This window comes from Rhodococcus sp. FW305-130 (genome assembly GCF_058788335.1).
Window position 1 is genome coordinate 360,087 of sequence record NZ_JBYTAP010000006.1, and the last position, 21,587, is coordinate 381,673.

General features: G+C 63.9%; 18 protein-coding genes and 1 riboswitch. Of the genes, 7 read left to right on the plus strand and 11 right to left on the minus strand.

What is annotated here, in order from left to right; translation table 11 throughout:
• Positions 1 to 72: 72 nt before the first annotated feature.
• Positions 73 to 429, minus strand: coding sequence for a hypothetical protein (locus AC3WQS_RS20695; protein ID WP_080657174.1), 357 nt, complete (start codon positions 427 to 429; stop codon positions 73 to 75).
• Positions 430 to 618: 189 nt separating this feature from the next.
• Here AC3WQS_RS20695 and AC3WQS_RS20700 point away from each other — a divergent pair, with 189 nt between their 5' ends.
• Positions 619 to 957, plus strand: coding sequence for an RNA polymerase-binding protein RbpA (locus AC3WQS_RS20700; protein ID WP_019748472.1), 339 nt, complete (start codon positions 619 to 621; stop codon positions 955 to 957).
• A 358-nt stretch (positions 958 to 1,315) separates the two neighbouring features.
• On the opposite strand, the gene AC3WQS_RS20705 is transcribed toward AC3WQS_RS20700, so the two are convergent.
• The 6 genes from AC3WQS_RS20705 to AC3WQS_RS20730 all read right to left on the minus strand — a co-directional run bounded on the left by AC3WQS_RS20705 (position 1,316) and on the right by AC3WQS_RS20730 (position 8,032).
• Positions 1,316 to 2,494: a PrsW family intramembrane metalloprotease gene (locus AC3WQS_RS20705; RefSeq protein WP_019748474.1), complete on the minus strand. Its 1,179-nt coding sequence runs from the start codon at positions 2,492 to 2,494 to the stop codon at positions 1,316 to 1,318.
• Entirely contained in the window at positions 2,491 to 3,144 is a 654-nt protein-coding gene (locus tag AC3WQS_RS20710) for a hypothetical protein (protein WP_241896109.1), read from the minus strand. Before AC3WQS_RS20710 ends, AC3WQS_RS20705 begins: the two co-directional genes overlap by 4 nt.
• Before the next feature lie 136 nt (positions 3,145 to 3,280).
• Positions 3,281 to 4,126 carry a hypothetical protein gene (locus AC3WQS_RS20715; protein ID WP_019748476.1) on the minus strand — a complete coding sequence of 282 codons (846 nt, stop codon included), beginning with the start codon at positions 4,124 to 4,126 and terminating at the stop codon, positions 3,281 to 3,283.
• Positions 4,127 to 4,218: 92 nt separating this feature from the next.
• Positions 4,219 to 5,787, minus strand: a complete 1,569-nt coding sequence (gene lnt / locus AC3WQS_RS20720; RefSeq protein WP_492712293.1) for an apolipoprotein N-acyltransferase — start codon at positions 5,785 to 5,787, stop codon at positions 4,219 to 4,221.
• Between the two features lie 37 nt (positions 5,788 to 5,824).
• Entirely contained in the window at positions 5,825 to 7,459 is a 1,635-nt protein-coding gene (locus tag AC3WQS_RS20725) for an amidohydrolase (protein WP_492712224.1), read from the minus strand.
• Positions 7,460 to 7,471: 12 nt separating this feature from the next.
• Positions 7,472 to 8,032 (minus strand): FxsA family protein, encoded by a 561-nt coding sequence (locus AC3WQS_RS20730; RefSeq protein ID WP_003944915.1) that lies wholly within the window; start codon positions 8,030 to 8,032, stop codon positions 7,472 to 7,474.
• A gap of 250 nt (positions 8,033 to 8,282) precedes the next feature.
• On the opposite strand from AC3WQS_RS20730, the gene AC3WQS_RS20735 reads away from it, so the two are divergent.
• Positions 8,283 to 8,942, plus strand: a complete 660-nt coding sequence (locus AC3WQS_RS20735; RefSeq protein ID WP_355331953.1) for a hypothetical protein — start codon at positions 8,283 to 8,285, stop codon at positions 8,940 to 8,942.
• A gap of 37 nt (positions 8,943 to 8,979) precedes the next feature.
• Here the strand turns inward: AC3WQS_RS20735 and AC3WQS_RS20740 are convergent, their stop codons facing one another.
• Both AC3WQS_RS20740 and AC3WQS_RS20745 read right to left on the minus strand, forming a co-directional pair.
• Entirely contained in the window at positions 8,980 to 9,639 is a 660-nt protein-coding gene (locus tag AC3WQS_RS20740) for a response regulator (protein WP_003945024.1), read from the minus strand.
• A 57-nt stretch (positions 9,640 to 9,696) separates the two neighbouring features.
• A complete protein-coding gene (locus AC3WQS_RS20745) occupies positions 9,697 to 10,860 on the minus strand; it encodes a sensor histidine kinase (RefSeq protein WP_492712225.1) in 1,164 nt (387 codons plus the stop codon).
• A 38-nt stretch (positions 10,861 to 10,898) separates the two neighbouring features.
• On the opposite strand from AC3WQS_RS20745, the gene AC3WQS_RS20750 reads away from it, so the two are divergent.
• The 4 genes from AC3WQS_RS20750 to AC3WQS_RS20765 are packed head-to-tail and all read left to right on the plus strand — an operon-like array spanning position 10,899 to position 15,477.
• Positions 10,899 to 11,666, plus strand: coding sequence for a TSUP family transporter (locus AC3WQS_RS20750; protein ID WP_080910376.1), 768 nt, complete (start codon positions 10,899 to 10,901; stop codon positions 11,664 to 11,666).
• A gap of 30 nt (positions 11,667 to 11,696) precedes the next feature.
• Positions 11,697 to 13,217 (plus strand): TldD/PmbA family protein, encoded by a 1,521-nt coding sequence (locus tag AC3WQS_RS20755; protein ID WP_029538132.1) that lies wholly within the window; start codon positions 11,697 to 11,699, stop codon positions 13,215 to 13,217.
• Positions 13,214 to 14,572: a metallopeptidase TldD-related protein gene (locus AC3WQS_RS20760; RefSeq protein WP_492712226.1), complete on the plus strand. Its 1,359-nt coding sequence runs from the start codon at positions 13,214 to 13,216 to the stop codon at positions 14,570 to 14,572. The genes AC3WQS_RS20755 and AC3WQS_RS20760 overlap by 4 nt, the downstream gene beginning before the upstream one ends.
• Positions 14,572 to 15,477 (plus strand): TIGR01777 family oxidoreductase, encoded by a 906-nt coding sequence (locus tag AC3WQS_RS20765; protein WP_492712227.1) that lies wholly within the window; start codon positions 14,572 to 14,574, stop codon positions 15,475 to 15,477. The genes AC3WQS_RS20760 and AC3WQS_RS20765 overlap by 1 nt, the downstream gene beginning before the upstream one ends.
• Before the next feature lie 5 nt (positions 15,478 to 15,482).
• Here the strand turns inward: AC3WQS_RS20765 and AC3WQS_RS20770 are convergent, their stop codons facing one another.
• Positions 15,483 to 15,863: a PPOX class F420-dependent oxidoreductase gene (locus AC3WQS_RS20770; protein WP_029255376.1), complete on the minus strand. Its 381-nt coding sequence runs from the start codon at positions 15,861 to 15,863 to the stop codon at positions 15,483 to 15,485.
• Between the two features lie 218 nt (positions 15,864 to 16,081).
• Between AC3WQS_RS20770 and AC3WQS_RS20775 the strand changes: the two genes are divergently transcribed.
• On the plus strand, positions 16,082 to 17,722 hold the full coding sequence (locus AC3WQS_RS20775) for a GMC oxidoreductase (protein WP_462933132.1): 1,641 nt from the start codon (positions 16,082 to 16,084) through the stop codon (positions 17,720 to 17,722).
• Between the two features lie 39 nt (positions 17,723 to 17,761).
• On the opposite strand, the gene cobN is transcribed toward AC3WQS_RS20775, so the two are convergent.
• Entirely contained in the window at positions 17,762 to 21,382 is a 3,621-nt protein-coding gene (gene cobN / locus AC3WQS_RS20780; protein WP_492712228.1) for a cobaltochelatase subunit CobN, read from the minus strand.
• Between the two features lie 39 nt (positions 21,383 to 21,421).
• Positions 21,422 to 21,554, minus strand: a riboswitch (cobalamin riboswitch).
• Positions 21,555 to 21,587: the final 33 nt, after the last annotated feature.

The following is a 21,587-nucleotide window of genomic DNA, read 5'->3' on the forward strand; positions in this document are numbered from 1 at the left end:
CGTCAGGCGTCAGGCGCACCGCAGTGCTGCGGTGCTCAACGCAAGGCTAGAAACCGGTTGCCCACACCTGCTTCACCGGAAACGTTCGGCTTCACGGGCAAGTTCGGTCAACCGTTCACACAACTGTGCGAGTTCCGAACTTTCGGCTCCCTCGGCAACAGCAGTCGCCACATCTTCGGCGGCGCAGCGAACCTCGAACATCCGATCCACCAGTTCGACGGCCTCGACGGCGGTCAAGATGACGGCGTCAGCCGGGATCGACGTGCCCTTGACGGCATTGCGCTGCTCGTACGCGCGCTGGCGACAAGACTGGCTGCAGTACCGGCGACGACGACCCACTCCCGTCACCGCGACCTCGCGGCCGCACCACACACACGGGTTTCCGGAACGCGCAGTCTGCGGTGATCCGACGCGTGTGCTCTCAGCCATGAGTCGACACTGTACTCGAGATTCGGACGCCTTCGATGAACGCGCGCGGTACCCGGTAAGATGGAGAGGTTGCGTCTTCTCGCCACACGGGAACCAATCGGGTGCTCGTGGCGTTGTAGATGAGTGTGAGCGTCTACTCCCCAAGTCAGGGCGCCCACCAGCGGTGACGAACGAAGAGAGGACACCACCATGGCAGATCGCGTACTTCGAGGTAGCCGTCTCGGAGCTGTGAGCTACGAGACCGACCGTGACCATGACCTCGCGCCCCGTCGTATGGCCAAGTACAAGTGCGAGAACGGCGAGATCTTCGACATCCCGTTCGCGGACGAAGCCGAGATCCCCGGCACCTGGTTGTGCCGCAACGGCCTCGAAGGCGCCCTCATGGAGGGAACTGCCCCCGAAGCCAAGAAGGTCAAGCCTCCCCGCACCCACTGGGACATGCTGCTCGAGCGTCGCTCGGTCGAGGAACTCGAAGAGCTCCTCAAAGAGCGTCTCGATTTGCTGAAGGCCAAGCGTCGCGGCGCATGAACTAGCACTTCGATCAAGACCGTCCGGTTCTACACCGGGCGGTCTTTCTCGTTCTACGGGGAGTGATCGTTCACAAGTCGACGTCATACTTCGGCCCTTCTTCGACGTGGCAACTTCAGGATGCTTCGCGGTCCTCAAAGGCACTTCAGGACAACGTTATTCAGCATCCAGGCGCACTCGCGAGCCGACAGTGCGCGGATTCGCGATTCGCGCTGGAGAACCATCGGCACTGCTTCGTGCACCAGTGTGAGCTGTATCCCCCACCCCGCGACACACCAAACTTCGGTACCCCACTCACGCCGACTGGGGTGTGGGTAAATGACTTACGGTGCTGAACGGTACTTCCGCTACTTCGCGGTCACCGATCGATGCTCTGTGCCGCGGTTCCTTGGCGGAGGCGGGTGATTTCGTTGCGTGATTCGACGACCTGGGAGCTGTCGTCGCCCTTGCTGACAGCAAGGTCGCTGCACAGATCCAGCGCGGCACGAACGATATGTCGTCGTTGGCGACGTTCGGTGCGAGTGGGTGCGGCTTTCGCGTACGTGCGTTGTTGTCGCCATCCGCCGGCGGCTGTCACCTCGGCGTCGGTCAGGACGCCGGACTCGATTTCCGGGGCGAGAATGTCACGGACGAAGTGGGATTCACGTGGGTGCGCCCAGACGAACGCGATCCACAAGGCAGTGAAAGCGAAGACGATGTCGCCGATCATGATGACGAACACGAGCGAACTGCTGCCGCCGGCGATCGCGAGCATCGAATCCCACACGCCGTGGATCAGGATGGGTGCCACGATCAACGCCAATCCGCGTCCGATCCGCCGGGGCTGGGCCGGGGTGCCGATCAGATAGATCACGCCGGCGCAGAAAAGGGCTGTAAAGAGGGGATGAGAGACGATGTCGGAGTAGGTGCGGGTGGCGATGGAACCGATCAGGCCGTCGGTTTGGTGGGCGCCGAAGCCCTGCGTCGCGCCGGCAATCGAGTACAGAAAGTCTTCGCTGGTCTGAAATCCCAAGCCGATGAAAGCGCCGAGGAGCAGGCCGTCGGTTGCGGTGCGCACCAGTCGCGGTGCAAGCGCGAGGAGGACGACGATGCCGATGCCTTTGGCGGTTTCCTCCACGAACGGTGCAGAGAGGCCCGCATGCCAGTCCTGAGCCCATACCTGCCCGAAAATCTTCGTGTAGAGCGAGCCGACTGCTCCGTTCGCGGGTACCGCGATAGTGAACGTTGCTGCGGTGGCGCCCCAGATGAAGCCGGTGACCACTAGTCCTACGGGTTGGCGTTCGTAGCGGTCGATGTGCCGGAACCACCATGTCCAGACCGCGGCGCTGATGATGCCGACGATGCCGGCAACGAGGAGTGCGCGCCCGAAGTATCCGGCGAAGGGGGCGAACATCTGCCAGCCTTTGACGAGGCCGAATCCGCACATCCACAGGTATATCCAGAACACGACGTTGCGTGGTTGGAAGAAGTGAAATTTCTCGCCCCAGGCCGTCGTATCGAATGCGCGAGAGCGGGTTTCGAGGAGATCGCTGCTCACTTGGTGTCTCCCTCATGTGTGCCGATGGAGGCGATCATGTCGGTGATTTCTCGACTGCGGGCGGCGATCTGATCGGGTGGGCCGACTACCTGTACCCGAATTCCCTCGCCGTCGGTGACGAATGTGGTCACCGATCCGGCGGACCGCGGAGTGTCAAAGCTGACCTGGACGCCGCTCAGACCCCCGTCGGTGCTGATCGGCTGGCGTGTACCGGAGACCGCAAGCACGGAACTGCCGTTCGTCGCAAGACTCACGGCATCTGTTTGGGAGAGGAGCTCGTCGGCAGTTCCACTGAATGTGTCGGCGTCGACGCTCACGGTGACGGTGCCGCCGGTCAACGTCACACGTGGGAGCGAATCGGACGCGCCATGTTGGTCGGTTCGGAAACCACTCTCGACATTCCAGCCCGCAGGTGCGGCGAAGGAGACCGTTTCGGTCACGGCCATTCGGTCTCCGGCGCCGGTTGGATCTTCGGAGGAGACAGCGGAATCGATGGCGGGCACGATCACAGTCCAGAGCATCCACACCCCCAAGATCGCGAGGGCGTGTGGGAAGACGCGTGTGTCGAGTCCGAGGAAGCGGTGATCCGCTGGTGGACGTCGTCCGTGTATGGGCTCGTGCTTGTGTGCAGTACTCGAAATAACGCTCAATTTCCCTCGTTTCCATTGCACGGCAGGTGCACTGACTATCGCAGAAACGGACAAATTCCGTGCATCAGCCGGCACCTGCCGGTCATCGAGACGATCGTGCACCAAGTTCCCGTCGGCGCGAGATCACCGAGAGCTCCTAGTCGACGGTGAACCGTCGCATCGCCAGATGTCCGAACACGCCGACCAGAATCAACGTGACGCCTGCGGTCACGGAAACGGAGTCGGTCACCAACCCCGCGATGCCGGTCACGGCTACGAACACCGGCAAAAAGTCGAACAGCCTGAAAATCGACTGCGGTGGTTCGGTTTCGAGGCCCTGAGCCTGAGCGGCCTTGTTCGGCGCATACTCGGGGTACCACTCGGTGAAGGAGATCGCGAAGAAGGTTCCGAGCAACTGCAGAATCCATCCGGTCCAGAAGTTGTCTCCGTCGTGCAGCAGTGCGTCTCCGAACAAGCCCACTGCGGCCGACCATGTGAAGGCGAGCGCCCACACTGCGGTGATGACGTAGTTGATGCGCAGAAACAGTGGCGTCGTCCAATACTCTTCAGGCGTCGACTCTTTCGCGTACTGCAAAGTGAAAGGATTGCGGAGCAGGATCGATCCGAAGGCAAAGACCACCAGCGCGATGTTGGTCAGTTCGCCTCCCCAGAGTTCGAACCACCGAATCGTGTTCGCCGACGCGAGGAGGCCGATGGCCGCCAGAACGCCGAAGAACACGACGTCGAAGACCTCCAACAGCTTCACCGTGCCGCCGCGCCGGTGACTGGCCGCCAAGATCAGCAGCGACAACCCGAGCGCGGCGGCCGCGGATTCCTCGAACCTTCCCGGCCCGGAGAGCAAGGACAGCAGGATCCACGGTGACAGCCCCGCGAGCGGTGACTGCAGCACCGCGTCGACGACACTGGTCTTGCGAACTGCAGTCTGGGGCTCGGTCTTCTCAGGCTGGGCCTTGTCTGGCTCGGTCTTGTCTGGCTCGGTCACAGGAGGCCGCCTTTACGCAGGAACGGGTGGCACAGCGAGTACCCGCGTAGGCGCCCCTCGGAACATCGGCAGCCCGATATCCGTTGCTCGGGTCAGATTGCCGCAGTCTCCTCAGGTGATTGCTCGGCCCGATCTCGGCGCCGGGCTACCAGCGCCATGGCAATCGCACCGACCGCGATGATGCTGAGCACGATCTCCGGCGCCGGACCTACTCGGGTAGCGAGGGTGGAGCTGGTCGAGAGCGGCACCTTGGCCACAAGTGCCGCCGGCACGAACAGGTCGGTCTGCGACGTCACTGCCCCGTCGGGAGCGATGATTGCGCTGACACCACTGGTTGCGGCCACAACGACGGCACGGCCGTGCTCGACAGCCCGCACACGGGACATTGCCAGCTGCTGATACGTCATCTCGGTGTCCCCGAAGGTGGCGTTGTTGGTCGGTACTGCCAGCAGCTGCGCACCATTGCGCACCGATTCCTGGAACGCCCGGTCGAACGCAACCTCGTAACAAGTCGCGACGCCGATCGGTACACCCGCTGCGTGGACAACGCCGTTGCCCTCGCCGGGCACGAAATTGCCCGCACGATCGGCGTACGAGGAGAAGTTCCGGAAGAAGCTTCGGTATGGCAGGTATTCACCGAACGGCTGGATGATCTTCTTGTCGTGCTGTTCCTGAGGACCATTGGCGCCGTCCCACACGATCACTGAATTGGTGGTCGTACGATCGGCATTCACGAGTACGGTGCCGACAAGAATCGGGGCTCCGATCGCTTCGGAGGCTCGGGTGATGTCGGCCGCGGCATCGGCGTTTCGCAGTGGGTCGATGTCCGAGGCATTTTCCGGCCAGATCACGACGTCAGGCTGATCGACGCGGCCCGCGTCCACCTCGGCTGCCAGTTTCACGGTTTCGGTGACGTGGTTGTCGAGGACCTGCTTGCGTTGCGAGTTGAAGTCCAAGCCCAACCGCGGAACGCTGCCCTGGATCGCGGCGACGGTGATCGTTCGGTCGCCGGAATCCATGGTGGCAAGAAACGGCGACACCACGAGAGCAACGATCACGGGCACGATGGCGGCGGCAACGGCTCCGAAGAATCCTCGGTCCCATCGTTTTGCCGCGACAGTGACGACGACTGCTGCCAAGCCGGTACCGGTCAGGGCCACCGCGAAGCTGAGCAGCGGCGCACCGCCGATACTCGCGAGTGGGAGGAGCCACCCTTCGGATTGACCGAATGCGAGCCTGCCCCAAGGAAATCCGCCGAAAGGAACGCTGGAACGGAGCCACTCGGTAAGCGTCCAGGTCGCGGCAATCCACAAAGGTGCCCAAGGCAACCTCGCCACCAGTACCGCCAGCAACCCGAACAGTCCGATGAACAACGACTCCACCGCGGCCAACGCGATCCACGGGACCGCGCCCACGAACACACCGATCCACGGAAGCAACGGCACCAGGAATCCGAGACCGGCCAGGTACCCGTAACCGAAGCCGGCACGAAGACGCAATCCGCCTCGACCGAAGTTCGTCAACACGCACGTCAGAAGAGCGATCCCGACTGGCGCCAGAAACCACAGCGGACGAGGTGGGAACCCGGCGAAGATCAAGAATCCGCCTGCGGCTGCGTACAGCGAACGTAGCCATGCCGAACCGGTGAGCACAGCGTTCACGCGGGAGCGATCGCTGCTGGGCGCCTCTGCGCCGGCCTCACTCACTCGTCGAGCCGCGCTGGTAGACGACGCGTCCGCGATGCACCGACTTGATGCAGACCGGAATCGGCGCATCTTCCGCCAGCCTGGGCAGAGCGGGTACTCGCGAGCGCGGATCGGTAGACCATCGCTGGACCGAATCGGCCGGTGCACTGACTTCGAGTTCGCCTGCCTCCCACAACACGTAGGAGGCGGGTGCACCCGGATTGAGCGTTCCCGCGGCGCCGTCCCGCACTCCGCCCGCGCGCCAGGCGCCGCGCGTTGCGGCGGAGAAGGCCGCACGCGGTGAGATTCCACTTCCGTCGGTGCGGTGCTGGACAGCGGCGCGCAGCATCGCCCACGGCTCGATGGGGGTGACCGGGGCATCGGAGCTGAATGCGAGCGAGACACCCTTACCGGCAGCAGGTGCAAACGGATTCAACGCTGCTGCGCGGTCGACTCCCAGGCGCGTGGCGTACAGACCGTCGGTACCGCCCCACAGTGCGTCGAACACCGGTTGGACGCTCGCGATGACACCCAAGGCCGCGAAGGTTTCCGCGTCAGCCATCGACATCATTTCCGCGTGCTCGAGGCGGTGACCCAACGCGGCGACCTTGGGGCCACCCAGTTCGTCGGCGACCTTGCGGAACGCGGCCGCTGCCGACGAGACGGCACCGTCACCGATCGCATGGAAGCCGGCCTGGACACCCGCGAGGGTGCAGGCCCGGATGTGTGCGGCGATCGCGTCGACGTCGAGATAGGCGTTGCCCGTCGAATCAGGTTGGTCTGCATAGGGTTCGAGCAGCCACGCGGTATGCGAACCGAGCGAACCGTCGATGAATAGATCCCCGCCGAGTCCGTCTGCTCCGGTTTTGTCGAGGAGTGCACGAGCATCCTCTTCGGTGTCGACGCGCTCACCCCAGTAGCCCCGAACCTCCACTCCGTGGTCGTGGGCCAGTAGTTCCTGGAAATCGGTCAGTCCCGAGATGTCCGGTCCGCCGCACTCGTGCACTGCGACGATCCCGCGGGAGGCGCACAGATCGAGCGCCGCGGTACGAGCAGACGCGCGCTGAGATTCGGTCAGCAGGTTCCGAGCCGCATTGCGCGCCAGGTGGTGTGAATCGAAGGTCAGCGGGCCGTCGGCCGAGTATCCGGCAGTGTCGGCGAGGGCGGAGATCCCGTCGCGCAATGCGCTCGAGCACGCGGCCGAGTGAACGTCGATCCGCGAGAGATACACCTTGCGGCCAGGGGCAGCCGCGTCGAGATCCGCGGTCGAAGGCGGCGTCTGATCTGCCCACTCGGTGTCATCCCAACCATGTCCCCAGATGACTGCGTCGGGATGGGCAGTTTCGGGGTTTGCCGCTGCGAATGTTCGTACTCGCGAGAGGCATTCGTCCAGTGAGTTCGCGCCCACGAGATCCAGACCGACGAGATTGAGTCCCAATGCAGTGATGTGGACGTGGGTGTCGACGAACCCGGGAGTGACAAACGCACCGCCCAGGTCTTCGATCTCCGCGGCGGGGTGCAACGCCCGTCCGGCGCGCTCGTCGCCGACCCACACGACGGTGCCGTCGGTGATGGCGATCGAGGTCGCGTCAGGTGCAAATGAACTGTAGATCCGGCCGTTGACCAGCAGACGAGTAGTCACGAGCACCCAGTCTGCCTGTTAGTACTGCGGCCCCCGCGAACGGGTGGGTGTATCCGTGTCCAGAATCTCACCCTCGAGGACCAGTTCCTTGCCGTTGCTTGCTACGTACTCGGTGGTTTCGGGTGTCTCGACGATGATCTCGCCGTCGATCACCTCGCCGTTTCCGCGCATGCGCGCCGCGTAGCCGACGGTTCCGGCGAAGGCGTCACCACCGGCGGCAAATGCTGCTGCGCGCTTGCCTGCCAGGAGCACCGCAAGCGGGCGGAGCGCCCACCGGGTCGGCGGAATCAGAAGCAGAAGGCCCAGAACCGAAGTCACGAGTCCGGGTACGAACATCAACGCGGAGCCCGCCGCGACCAAGGCGCCGTCGGCGACCGCCAGTGACGGCGATCCCTCACCTCGCGTTGCCTTGCGGAATCCGTCCATGACTCGTCGCCACTGCGAACGCATGAGGATCAATCCGACAAGCGAACCGGCGAGAAACAGCAGCACTGTCCAGGCGACACCGATGGCGTTGCCCACGATGACCAATGCGGCGATCTCGACGATCACGTAGAGGAGGAATACGGCGGCGATCATGACGTCCCCTTTCAGACGGTCTATCCGTTCAACGCTCGAGGGGCCGGATTTTCTCCCGACAACGACGCAGAGGTGCAAAACAGGCGAGTGCCGTGAGTCACGCGGGCCTTCTCTCACGCACGTGCGACTTGCCTGGCGTTAACTAACGCTCCGCTAACGATTCTAAACCTCAAGTTGACGTTGAGACTATGCGCATGGTCAAGTCACTTCGGGCCGCATTTCCCGGCCTCATGAAATGAAGGAGCCCGACATGAGCCGACTCCCCGGCAAGACACTCGCCCGACGCATTCCCGCTGCCATCGCCGGCACTGCCGCCGTCGTGGCACTCACCGCCGGCAGCACGATGATCAGCGCGGGAACCGCGGCCGCAGAACCGGTAGTACCCGAAGGAATTGCCGCGCTGATCGCGCAGGCCGCAGCCATCTCCCCCGAAGCCTCTGCTGCTGTTCAGCAGTTGATCGGCACGGCAGGCGCTGATCAGATCACGTCCGCCCTCGATCTCCCGGACATCGGCGTCACCAAGCCGCAGTCGTTCATGTACCCCGCACCGACGGTCGGGTGTGGCGTGGCCGGTGAACCTGTCACCGTCACCCTCAGCTCCGCACAGGCCGGTCCGAACTTCCCGTTGCCGCCGTGGGTCGAGGCCGACCATCTCCGGTTCCAGGCAATCCCGGGTTACGTCGGCATACCCGAGACCTCAGGGTTGAGTGTTGCCTGGATCAACGTCGGCACCTTCAAGGGTGGCATCGTCCCGTTGGACGAGAAGTTGCCCGTACTCGATACGCCGTTGCTCTCGAAGGTCGTCGACACCGGCGACGGCAAGGTGTTTGCCGCTCTGTTCGGCAATGTCGATTACGCAGACGGGAAGACCTGCATCGTGCTGCCAACAGTGGGCGCTTTTGATGCCTGAGCAGAGCGAAACGCTCGCTGCATGACAGGCGGCTGGCCTACGCGCCCGGAGTTACCAGTCCGGTCTCGTAGGCCAGCACCACCGCCTGCACACGATCACGCAGATCGAGTTTGGTCAGAATGCGTCCGACGTGCGACTTGATCGTCGATTCGGACAGGTACAGCTGCTGTGCGATCTCGATGTTCGACAGTCCCGTGGCCACGTGCCCGAGGACTTCGCGTTCGCGTTCGGTCAGGACGTCGAGAACCACCGGATCGCGTCGCGGCGCCGGACCGTCCACGATGAACCTCGACAGCAGACGACGTGTCACCTTCGGGGAAACAACCGCATCACCGGCCGCCACGCTGCGGATAGCCGACACGAGGTCCTCGGGCGGGGTGTCTTTGAGAAGAAACCCACTCGCTCCGGCACGCAGGGCGCCGAGCGCGTGTTCGTCCAGGTCGAACGTCGTCATGACCAGGACCCTGGATTCGATCCCGGAGGCAAGAATCTGCTCCGTCGCTTTCACACCGTCGACAATCGGCATCCGCACATCCATCAACACGACGTCAGGCTTCAGCGCTACCGCCGCTGCGACCGCCGCGGCTCCGTCACCGGCCTCACCGATGACCGAGATGTCCTCATGTGCTTCGAGCACCATGTTCAGGCCCATCCGCATGAGTTCCTGGTCGTCGACTAGCAGCACGGTGATGGGCACGGCGTAAACCTATCGGGCCTGAGACGTCGGTGCCAATGCGATTGCGGCGAGCCGGTATCAATCGTGGATCTCGAGCGGCAACTCTGCGTACACACGCCAACTGCCGTCGGGGCGTCGTCCCGTCTCGAGTGTCCCGTGCAGTACCGCCACCCGCTCACGCATGCCGACCAATCCGTTGCCCGAACCGTGAGCGAAGGTCGAGCTCGACGTTCCGTTGTCGACGACCTCGAGCAGTACCGCGGTCTCGGTGCGGCGCACGGTGACCCGGGCCTTCGGGTTCGCGCCGGCGTGGCGGAGGACATTGGTCAATGATTCCTGAACGAGGCGATGAATGCCCAGGCTGACCGATGGACTGACGTCGTCGAGCTCGCCGGTCAGCTCGAGGCGCACGCCGAGACCGGCAGCACGCATCATCTCGACGACCTTGGCGATGCCGGCCGTTCCGTGTTGCGGCATCAAATCGCTACTGACCTCGGTGCGCAGAAGCGAGACGGTCCGGCGAAGCTCGGCAAGCGCGTCACGTCCGGTGCTGGAGATGTTGCCGAGCGCCTTCTTCGCCAACGCCGGATTGGAATCGACGGCGTACGAGGCGCCGTCCGCCTGAACGATCATCACGCTGACCGCGTGTGCGACGACGTCGTGGAGTTCGCGGGCGATCCGGGTTCTTTCCGTCGCCACCGCATCCTCGGCGCGGCGGTCTCGTTCGTATTCGGCCACTTCGAGTCTGGCGGCCACTTCCTCGTCGTAGGCACGTCGCGCGCTCAAGAACTCGGCGGTGATCCAGGCCAATGCATAGAGCAGCGTCGCGATGATGATCGTCAGGATCATGTCTTGGCGGATGACGAGCAACGAGAAAGTCATGTCCAGGGCAAGGAAGCACGCGAATATCGCCCCGGTACGCCGATCGACGTACGCAACGAGTGTGTAGAGCGAAACTCCGAGCGCCAGCAGGCCTGGATGTTCCGCAGCCGGATCCCCGGTCGCCCACATCATCAGGGTCGCGAAGTACGACATCGACAATATGGACGCAGCGGACACACGCGGATATTTGCGACGCCACACGACGGGAAGGCAGATCAGAAATCCGACGACGAGCTGAGGCCACCGCTCCTCACGCGGCGAACTGACGAACGTGACTACCTCGAGCGCGAAGAACACGAGCGCCAGCGCGCTGTCCGCGATCATCGGCTTTCCTCGCAGCCACAGGCTGAACCTCCGCATGTGCTCAAGAGTGTCACAGCTGTGAAAGAGTCACCGCCGTGGATATTGCTGATTGGGGACTGCTGATGACGGCAGCAACGGCGGCGGGTTGGGTGGACGCCGTCGTCGGCGGCGGCGGATTGATTCTGTTGCCCGCGCTCTTTCTGGTCGCCCCGCAATTGACCCCGCAGGCCGCACTGGCCACCAACAAACTGACGGCATTCACCGGGACGAGTGCTGCGGTGTACACGTTCTCGCGTCGAATCCCGATGCAATGGCGGCAGATGGCGCCGGCAGCCGCCTTGGCTGCGGTGACGTCCGCGTGCGGGGCCGCGGCCGTTTCACTGATCGACAAGAAGTACTTCATTCCGATCGTGATGGTCGTACTCGTCGCTGTCGCCGTCTTCGTGACAATGCGGCCGACGCTGGGCACCACGATCGCCACTCATCGTCCGACGCAGCGCAAGACCGTCCTCGTCCTGCTGCTCTCCGCCGGACTCATCGGGCTTTACGACGGTCTGCTCGGACCCGGCACCGGCACATTCCTCATCATCAGCTTCGCCACCTTCCTCGGAACCGAATTCGTTCGGAGCGCGGCCATGGCGAAGGTGATCAATCTCGGTTCCAATTTCGGCGCGCTCGCCTACTTCGCCGTCACCGGGCATGTCTGGTGGAGTTTGGGTTTGGCGATGGCGGTGTGCAACGTTCTCGGCGCGGTCATCGGTTCGCGGATGGCGCTGAGCAAGGGATCCGGATTCGTCCGGATCACGCTGTTGGTGGTCGTGATCGCCATGGTGATTCGCCTCGGATGGCAGCAGTTCGGTTGAGATCGGCGGTCGTCGGCTAGCGTCGTGTGCGTGACCGTCACCCGAGATGTCGATGCAGATTTCCTCGCCCTCCCGCTGCGAGCCGTCGCTGATGCAGCGCTGTCGGCAGCGAGAACAGCCGGCGCCCAGCACGCCGATGTTCGTGTCCACCGCGTGCTCACACAGTCGATCCGCTTGCGCGACGGCGTAGTTCAGGCGGTGTCCGACGGAGACGAGATCGGGGTCGCCGTCCGCGTGATCGTCGACGGCACGTGGGGATTCGCCTCGCACGCCGAGGTATCCCCTGACGTCGCGGCTGCGCTGGCACGCCAAGCGGTCGAGGTTGCGAAGGCATTACGCTCGCTCAATCGGGATCCGGTCACCCTCGCCGACGAACCCGTCTACGCCGACGCGACGTGGGTGTCCCCGTACCTCGAAGATCCCTTCGCGACACCGACGGCCGACAAGGTAGCGCTGCTGGTCGACTACTCCGGACGGCTTCAAGCCGCTGACGGTGTGGATCACGTCACGGCGAGTGTCCTCCAGGTCAAGGAGCAGACTTTCTACGCGGATCTGGCCGGTTCGTCGATCACCCAGCAACGGGTGCGTCTGCACCCCGAATTCGAGGCGACCGCCGTCGACAAGTCGGCCGGCAGCTTCGAATCGATGCGCACCTTGGCGCCGCCGGTAGGTCGCGGATGGGAGTACCTCGGGGCGCAGAGCACGTGGAACTGGGGCGATGAGCTCGCGCAGATCCCGGAGTGGCTGGCCGAGAAGACGAAGGCACCGACCGTCGAAGCGGGTCCGACCGACCTCGTGATCGATCCGACCAATCTGTGGCTCACGATCCACGAATCCATCGGACACGCCACCGAATACGACCGCGCGATCGGCTACGAAGCGGCCTACGCCGGTACGTCGTTCGCGACGCCGGACAAGCTGGGAACGCTGAAATACGGAACGCCACTCATGCACGTGACCGCCGATCGCAACGAAGAGCACGGCCTGGCCAGCGTCGGATTCGACGACGACGGCGTCGCCTCTCAACGGTGGGATCTGGTGGCAGACGGAACACTGGTCGGGTATCAACTAGACCGCGTGTTCGCGCCGAGGCTGGGGCTGACTCGTTCCAACGGCTGCTCGTACGCCGACTCCGCACATCACGTTCCCATCCAGCGAATGGCCAACGTCTCGCTCTCCCCCGACCCTTCTACGGACACCTCGACCGCAGACCTGATCTCGCGAGTCGAGAACGGCATCTACGTCGTCGGTGACAAGTCCTGGTCGATCGACATGCAGCGCTACAACTTTCAGTTCACCGGTCAGCGGTTCTTCAAGATCCGTGACGGAAAGCTCGACGGTCAGGTACGTGACGTGGCGTATCAGGCGACGACGACGGATTTCTGGGGCTCGATGGAAGCCGTTGGCGGTGAGTCGACCTGGCGCCTGCAGGGCGCATTCAACTGCGGCAAGGCGCAACCCGGTCAGGTTGCGGCGGTCAGCCACGGCTGCCCGTCCGCTCTGTTCCGCGGAGTCAACATCCTCAATACTCGTTCGGAGGCTCAGCAGTGATCGATCCGCAGCAGGTCGTCGAGCGTGCATTGGCCGCGAGGACGGTAGACGAATCGTTGGTGATCGTGACCGATGCGAGTGAGGCGTCGCTGCGGTGGGCCAACAATTCGATGACCACCAACGGAGTTTCGCTGTCCCGGACGTGGACGGTGATCTCGATCGTGCGCGAGGGTGACATCGCGAAGGTGGGCACTGTCAGTTCCAGCAGTGTCGATCCGGAGCAGATTTCCGCACTCGTACAGGCAAGCGAACAGGCTGCGCGCACAGCCACTCCGGCTGACGACGCGTCCGACCTGATCACGCAGTCGGTGGGAGAGACCGACTGGGACCTGCCGGCCGCCCTGACCGACATCGGTGTCTTTGCGCAGTTGGCTGCCGACCTGTCCACGGCCTTCGACGGTGATGACCAGTTGTTCGGCTTCGCTCACCACCAGTTGCACACCACCTGGCTCGGAACTTCGACGGGCGTGCGACGTAGAACGGCTCAGGCCACCGGCTCCGTGGAGATCAACGGCAAGCGCGGCGACGCCAGCGCCTGGGTCGGATCCGGAACTGTCGATTTCACTGACATTTCAGTGCCGAACCTTTTGTCGCAGTTGACCACTCGACTCGATTGGGCGGAAAATTCGGTCAGTCTGCCCGCCGGCCGCTACGAGACGATTCTTCCGCCTTCGGCTGTCGCGGACCTGATGATCTATCTGATGTGGACCATGGAGGGGCGCGGCGCCGAAGAGGGCCACACCGCACTTTCCACCACCGGTGGTACCCGGATCGGCGAGAAGCTCGGATTGCCACTGACACTCACCTCCGACCCCCGCGCCGAGGGCTTGCAGTCCGCGCCGTTCGTGATCACGACGTCGTCGAGTGAATCCGTCTCACTGTTCGACAACGGTATGGAGATCGAACCCGTCGACTGGGTCCGAGACGGCGTCGTCAATGCGCTGGCGTACCCGCGCCACGCTGCACGAGAGTTCGGTCGACCTGTCGCAGTTCCCGGCGACAATCTCATCCTGACCGGTGGTGACGACACCTCGATCGAGGACATGATCGCAGGTACCGAGAAGGGTCTACTGCTCACAACCCTCTGGTACATCCGTGAGGTGGATCCGACGACGCTGCTGTTGACCGGACTCACCCGTGACGGGGTGTATTTGATCGAGGACGGCAAGATCGTCGGCGCCGTCAACAACTTCCGTTTCAACGAGAGTCCGCTCGATCTCCTGCGGCGGGTCACCGAGGCTGGACGCACCGAGATCACGCTTCCCCGCGAGTGGAAAGACTGGTTCACCCGCACGGCCATGCCGCCGATGCGGATTCCCGACTTCCACATGTCCTCGGTCAGCCAGGCGCAGTGATGACGAAGGTCGTGATCGCCGGCGGCACCGGCGCTCTCGGCCGCCGGATCAGCGACGATCTCGCCGACCGCGGGTATGACGTCGTGGTCCTGACTCGGTCACCAAAACCCGGCAGGCACAGGCAGGTTCAGTGGGACGGTGTCACGGTAGGCGACTGGGCAGGAGAACTCGACGGCGCCGCGATGATCAATCTGGCCGGCGAGTTGGTCGATCGCCGACCCAGCCCGGCAAACATCGCACTGCTCACCAGCTCCCGTGTCGATCCGACCCGCGCGCTGGTCGAAGCGTCGAAACTACTGGCGAACCCTGTTCCGGTGTGGATCCAGGCGAGCACGCTCGCAATCTACGGCGACGCCGGAGAGACCCGACTCGACGAGGCTTCCCCACTCGCTGACGGACCACCTCAGATGACCGACGTCGCAAAGGACTGGGAGGCAGCGGTCGAGGGAGCAAACACGTCACGAGTAGTGATCCTGCGAACCAGCGTCGTATTGGAGAAGGGCACACCGGCGCTCGAGCGACTCCTGTTGCTCGTACGTCTCGGTCTGGGCGGACGCGTTGCCTCAGGTCGACAATGGACAAGTTGGATTCACATCGACGACTGGCTGTCGATCGTTCGTTGGGCCCTCGAACCCGATTCGGCTGCCTCGGGGGTGGTCATCGCGACTGCCCCGGATCCCGTCCGCAATTCAGAACTGATGGCCGGGCTGCGCAAGCACCTTCACCGGCCACCTGCGCCGCCGACGCCCGCTGTCATGGTCAGATTCGGCGCGTTCCTGCTGCGCAGCGACGCTGCCTTGGGCCTGACGGGTCGTCACGCCGTGTCGAAAGTGCTGACGGACAACGGCTTCCCCTTCACCTATCCGCGGTTCGATTCAGCGTTGGACGATCTGCTCGGCAACTGACGCGGTCAAGCTGCAGTGATGGCAAGTCCGATCGTTCCGGTCTTGCCGCGGCGCAGGAGACTGCCTTTCATGGTGATCCAGCCAAGGATTCCGTAGCGACGCGCGATCGCGTCGCGAGCATGATCGGTGCCCGGCGCGTCGAGGATCTCGGCGACGGCGGCAACCGGTTCACCCTTCGGATTTCCCCGCGCGTCACACGCGGCGACTGTGACCGAGGGGTTTCGCTTGATGCGCTTGACCTTGTAGGAATCGGTGACGGTCCACATCAGGAGCTTGTCGCCGTCCGGCGCGGCCCAGAGCGGCGTCGCCACCGGCGTTCCGTCCTTGCGGAAGGTAGTGAGTAGGACGTACTTGGCCTCGGAGACGCGCTTGAAGTCGGAGTTCACTCCTCGAGGATAGGGGCGGGAACCTCTCACTGGACACCGATGAGCCTCGGCGACTATCCGGCGACCTTCCGCAATCGGCTGAAACATGCCACTTATGCACGTTTTATCCGGTTTCTGTGCGCATTAAACATGCCGTTTCGTCCCCAAACTCCATCTCGAGTTATTCTGAGGCAAATCATCGAACTGGGGAGTCGAACAAACACATGCAGCGTCGTGACATGCAGCGTCGTGACTTTTTCAAAGCGGCCGGAGTGGGGGCAGCAGTTGCAGCCGCGACACCGCTCATGTCGACATCGATCAGCCACGCCGCCCCCGCGCCTCTGCGTGCGCTACCGATGGGTGCCGATCACTACCGCGCACTCGTCCCCGAGTTGTTCGTACCCTCGCCCACTCCCCCGGAACATTCCGAAGCCATCGTCATCGGGTCAGGTTTCGGCGCCAGCGCGACCGCTCTCCGGTTGGCGCAGAGCGGCACCCAGGTCACCATCCTCGAACGCGGACTCCGATGGCCGCACGATCCGCAACGGGAGATTCACACCTCCGACATGCTGGCCGACGGCCGCGGAGTCTTCCGGCGCACATCGTTCACCAACCTCACCGGACTCCCGGTGGTGTGCGACTACTTCAGCGGCGTCCTCGATACCACCGACTACGAACACATCTCGGTCTGGCGCGGCGCTGCAGTCGGCGGTGGTTCCATCATCTTCACCGGCGTGATGATCGCGCCGGAGCGCCGATTCTTCGACGCAGTCTTCGGCAACTCCCTCGACTACGACGAGATGGCGTCCACCTGGTACCCCAAGGTGCGCCAGATGCTGCGTCTGAGCCCGTTGCCCGAAGATATTTACCAAACCCCGAATTTCGGCCACTCGCGTCGTTGGGATCAGGACGCTCGTCGTGCCGGATTCGATCCGCAGCGGATCGACGGGATCTGGAACTGGGACGTGGTGCGCTCAGAACTCGACGGCCGAACCCGAGCCTCGGCCACTGTCGGTGACAGCAACATGGGTAACTCCAACGGCGCGAAGTTCGACCTCACGCAGAATTACATTCCCGCCGCCGAAGCCACCGGACGAGCCACCGTCTGTTACGGACATCAGGTGCTCGCGATCAGTCGCGAACGTGATGGACGCTACGTCGTCGACGTCGAATCGACGGATCCGACGGGTGGCGTTCTGGCCCGGAAGACTCTTACCTGTGACCGTCTGTTCCTCGGCGCCGGTTCGATCGGCACCTCCGAACTGCTGGTACGCGCCCAGGCGACGGGCGCGCTGCCGAACCTCAACGAACACGTCGGTAAGGGCTGGGGAACGAACGGCGACGCCGGGATGGTGCGCTCGTTCGGCTTCAGTGACGGCACTGCGCAAGCCGCACCGTCGGCATCACGCATCGTCGACGAGTCGGGAATGCCCCTCTCCCTGGAAAACTGGTACGTCCCCGGCCTACCCGTCAACATCGGCATGCTCGGAACCTTGGGTATGACCCTCGATTCGCAGCGCGCCGACTTCGCCTACGACGGGGGCAACGATCAGGTGGTGCTGAACTGGCCGAAGAACGGCAACGACGCCACCGTCGAGGCCCTGCGCGCCGTCCAGAACAAGATGGCCTTCGCCGGCACCACGCTGCCGTCCGCCTTGCCGTTCGCGAAAGACGTCAATTCCTCGTTCACCGCGCATCCCCTCGGCGGTGCGGTTCTCGGCAAGGCAACCGACGGCTACGGGCGAGTCAAGGGCTACGACGGCCTGTACGTGATGGACGGCGCTGCCATTCCGGGCAGCACCGGCACCGTCAATCCGTCACTGACCATCACTGCTCTGGCGGAGCGGAACATCGCTCAGATCATCAAGTCCGGACGCTGAAACACTTCAGCGCCCGGACCTGCTGATGATTCTCGAGGTTTACTCCCCCTCGAGTTCGCCTTCGGTTTCGAGGTACACCTGACGCAAGCCGTCGAGTGTCTTCTGCTCGGGGTGCTCCCACATGTTGCGCTCGGCGGCTTCGAGGAGCCGCTCGGCGATTCCGTGTAGTGCCCACGGATTGGATTGCGTCATGAACTTCTGGTTCTGCTCGTCCAGAACGTAGGTCTCGGCGAGCTTTTCGTACATCCAGTCCGCGACCACGTTGGTGGTGGCGTCGTATCCGAAGAGGTAGTCGACCGTGGCTGCCATCTCGAAGGCACCCTTGTACCCATGACGGCGCATCGCGTCGAGCCAGCGGGGATTGACCACGCGCGCCCGGAAGACACGTGCGGTCTCTTCCGAAAGTGTGCGTGTGCGAACCGATTCCGGCCTAGTGCTGTCGCCGATATATGCCTCGGGCGACTTTCCGGTCAGCGCGCGCACGGTGGCAACCATGCCGCCGTGGTACTGGAAGTAGTCGTCCGAATCGGCGATGTCGTGCTCACGTGTGTCGGTGTTCTTGGCTGCCACGTTGATTCGACGGTATGCACTGCGCATGTCGTCGGCTGCCGGGATTCCGTCGAGCCCACGGCCGTACGCGAAGCCGCCCCAGTTGGTGTACACCTCGGCGAGGTCGTCGTCACCGCGCCAGGTCTTGGAGTCGATGAGTTGCAGCAGTCCGGCGCCGTAGGTTCCGGGCTTCGAACCGAAGATACGGGTGGTCGCACGCCTGGCGTCGCCGTGCTCGGCAAGGTCGGCCTGTGCGTGGGCGCGCACGTAGTTCTGCTCGTCCGTCTCGTCCAGTGCCGCGACCAGCTGAACGGCGTCGTCGAGCAGTGCGAGCACGTGTGGGAACGCATCACGGAAGAATCCGGAGATGCGGACGGTGACGTCGATGCGCGGGCGGCCGAGTTCTTCGAGATCGATCACTTCGAGGTTGACGACGCGTCGGCTTGCTTCGTCCCAGACGGGGCGAACACCGAGGAGCGCGAACACTTCGGCGATGTCGTCGCCGGAGGTACGCATGGCGGCGGTTCCCCACACCGACAGACCCACCGAGCGCGGGTATTCGCCGTGATCGGCGAGATAGCGAGCGGCGAGCGACTCGGCCATCGCCTGACCGGTCTCCCACGCCAGGCGTGAAGGAACTGCCTTGGGGTCGACGGAGTAGAAGTTACGACCAGTGGGAAGAACGTTGATCAGGCCGCGCAGCGGCGAACCGCTCGGGCCCGCGGCGATGAATCCGCCGTCGAGCGCGTGCAGGACCTGCTTGATCTCATTGTCGGTCTGCCGCAGACGCGGAACCACTTCGGTGGCCGCGAACTGCAGGATCTTCACGACGGTCTCGTCGTCGCTGAGTTGTTCTGCCGCAGCGGGGTTCCAATCGGCGTCGTACATGCCGCGAACCAGTGCGTGCGCCTTTTCCTCGACGTCGTCGACACGGCTGCGCGACTCGTCGCCGTCTTCGCTGAGCCCGAGTGCTTCACGCAAACCGGGGACGCTCTGTTCGCCGCCCCACATCTGACGGGCTCGCAGCATGGCGAGGACCAGTTCGATTTCGGCGTCGCCCTGGGGGGCACGGCCGAGAATGTGCAGACCGTCGCGGATCTGGACGTCCTTGATCTCGCACAGCCAACCGTCGACGTGCAGGAGCATGTCGTCGAACACGTCTTCTTCAGGCCGCTCGGCGAGGCCGAGGTCGTGGTCCATCTTGGCGGCACGCATCAGTGTCCAGATCTGCTGGCGAATAGCCGGGAGCTTGGACGGATCGAGTGCGGAAATGTTGGAGTGCTCGTCGAGCAGTTGCTCGAGGCGGGAGATGTCGCCGTAGCTTTCGGCACGGGCCATCGGCGGGATCAGGTGATCGACGAGCGTCGCGTGAGCACGACGCTTGGCCTGTGTTCCCTCGCCCGGATCGTTGACCAGGAACGGGTAGATCAGCGGCAGGTCGCCGAGCGCTGCGTCGGTGCCGCAGTTGCTGGACATGCCGAGCGTCTTGCCCGGCAACCATTCGAGGTTGCCGTGCTTGCCGAGGTGCACAACGGCGTCGGCGCCGAATCCGCCGTTGTCCGGGGTGGCAGCGATCCAGCGGTAGGCCGCGAGGTAGTGGTGGCTCGGCGGCAGATCCGGGTCGTGGTAGATCGCGACAGGCTTTTCACCGAATCCCCGCGGCGGCTGAACCATGAGGACGATGTTGTTGAATCGCAGTGCCGCGATGACGATTTCGCCGTCCGGATCCTGCGAGCGATCGACGTACAGCTCGCCGGGCGCTGTGCCCCAGTGTTCCTCGACTCCGCTGCGCAACTCTTCGGGCAGGGTGGCGAACCAGTCGCGGTACTTCGCTGCCGAGATGCGGATCGGATTGCCCTCTAGCTGCTCGGCGGTAAGCCAGTCGGGATCCTGTCCGCCGGCCGCAATCAGGGCGTGGATCAGCGCATCGCCGTCCTTGGCCGCCAGGCCGGGAACTGCGTCAGGACCGTCGACCGGACCGAGGTCGTAACCGGCAGAACGCATTTCGGTGAGCAGATCGATTGCGCTCGCCGGAGTGTCGAGGCCGACGGCGTTGCCGATACGGGCGTGCTTGGTCGGGTACGCCGAGAGCATCAGAGCAACGCGACGCTGGGTGGTCGGAATGTGACGAAGCTTGCCGTGACGGACGGCGATACCGGCGACACGGGCAGCGCGCTCGACATCGGGGACGTACGTGGACAGCCCGTCGGAGTCGATTTCCTTGAAGGAGAAAGGGACGGTGATGATGCGACCGTCGAACTCCGGCACCGCGACCTGCGTCGCGACGTCGAGAGGCGACAGTCCGTCGTCGTTCTCGTCCCAGGTGGCGCGGCTACTGGTCAGGCACAGCCCCTGCAGGATCGGGACGTCGAGTGCAGCGAGTGCGGCGACGTCCCAGGCTTCGTCGTCCCCACCAGCGGACGCGGTGGCGGGCTTGGTGCCGCCGGCAGCAAGAACTGTCACGACCATGGCGTCGGCGCGGCGGAGCGTGCTCAGAAGTTCGGCTTCTGCGGTTCGCAGAGATGCGCAGTAGATCGGGAGCGCGGTGCCACCGGCCTCGGCGACCGCGTCGCACAACGCCTGGATATACCGGGTGTTTCCGGCCAAATGCTGGGCGCGGTAGTACAGAACTGCGATGACCGGACCGCTCGCCGAGTCGAGATCGGGCGAGAAATCAGCGATGCCCCAGGAAGGCAGGTGAGCCGGCGGCTCGAAACCGTGGCCGGTGAGCAGGACGGTGTCGGAGAGGAAGTGGTGCAGCTGTGCCAGATTCTGTGTGCCACCCTCAGCCAGGTAGTTGTGCGCCTCGGCAGCAACACCGGCGGAGACCGTCGAGCACTCCATGAGGTCGGCATCCGGCGCGTGCTCGCCGCCGAGAACGACTACGGGGAGTCCGGAGGCGAGGACCATCTCCAAGCCGTCTTCCCAGCTGCGACGGCTGCCAAGGATACGAACGATCACGAGGTCGACGCCGTCGAGCAAGGGCGGCAAGTCCTCCGAGACCAGCAAGCGTGAGGGGTTGGCCCAGCGATAGGAGACGCCGTCGCCGGCTTCCTGGCTGGCGCGGGCGCTCAGCAGATCGGTATCGGACGTGGAGAGCAGAAGAATCACGGGTGAAGCCTTCCTGGGGTTTCGCGCCCCGTGGCACAGATCTGTCATCGACGGCGGTTGAGGGTCTGACTCGTGTTTCCGAGCGGAAACACGTCCCGCTCGAGCAACACTCACAGTGGCGCGACCGCACCGGACTTTCACCGGTTTCCTCAACTGCCGTCACTGGTGGTGGTGATGCTACCGGTCCGCAGAAGGCACTCATGAC

What these genes read in the sequence shown, in the direction of transcription:
- AC3WQS_RS20695 (WP_080657174.1), bottom strand. Translation starts at nt 429, where the DNA reads ATGGCTGAGAGCACACGCGTCGGATCACCGCAGACTGCGCGTTCCGGA.
- AC3WQS_RS20700 (WP_019748472.1), top strand. Translation starts at nt 619, where the DNA reads ATGGCAGATCGCGTACTTCGAGGTAGCCGTCTCGGAGCTGTGAGCTAC.
- AC3WQS_RS20745 (WP_492712225.1), bottom strand. Translation starts at nt 10,860, where the DNA reads ATGCGGAGGTTCAGCCTGTGGCTGCGAGGAAAGCCGATGATCGCGGAC.
- AC3WQS_RS20765 (WP_492712227.1), top strand. Translation starts at nt 14,572, where the DNA reads ATGACGAAGGTCGTGATCGCCGGCGGCACCGGCGCTCTCGGCCGCCGG.
- AC3WQS_RS20735 (WP_355331953.1), top strand. Translation starts at nt 8,283, where the DNA reads ATGAGCCGACTCCCCGGCAAGACACTCGCCCGACGCATTCCCGCTGCC.
- AC3WQS_RS20775 (WP_462933132.1), top strand. Translation starts at nt 16,082, where the DNA reads ATGCAGCGTCGTGACTTTTTCAAAGCGGCCGGAGTGGGGGCAGCAGTT.
- AC3WQS_RS20730 (WP_003944915.1), bottom strand. Translation starts at nt 8,032, where the DNA reads ATGATCGCCGCCGTATTCCTCCTCTACGTGATCGTCGAGATCGCCGCA.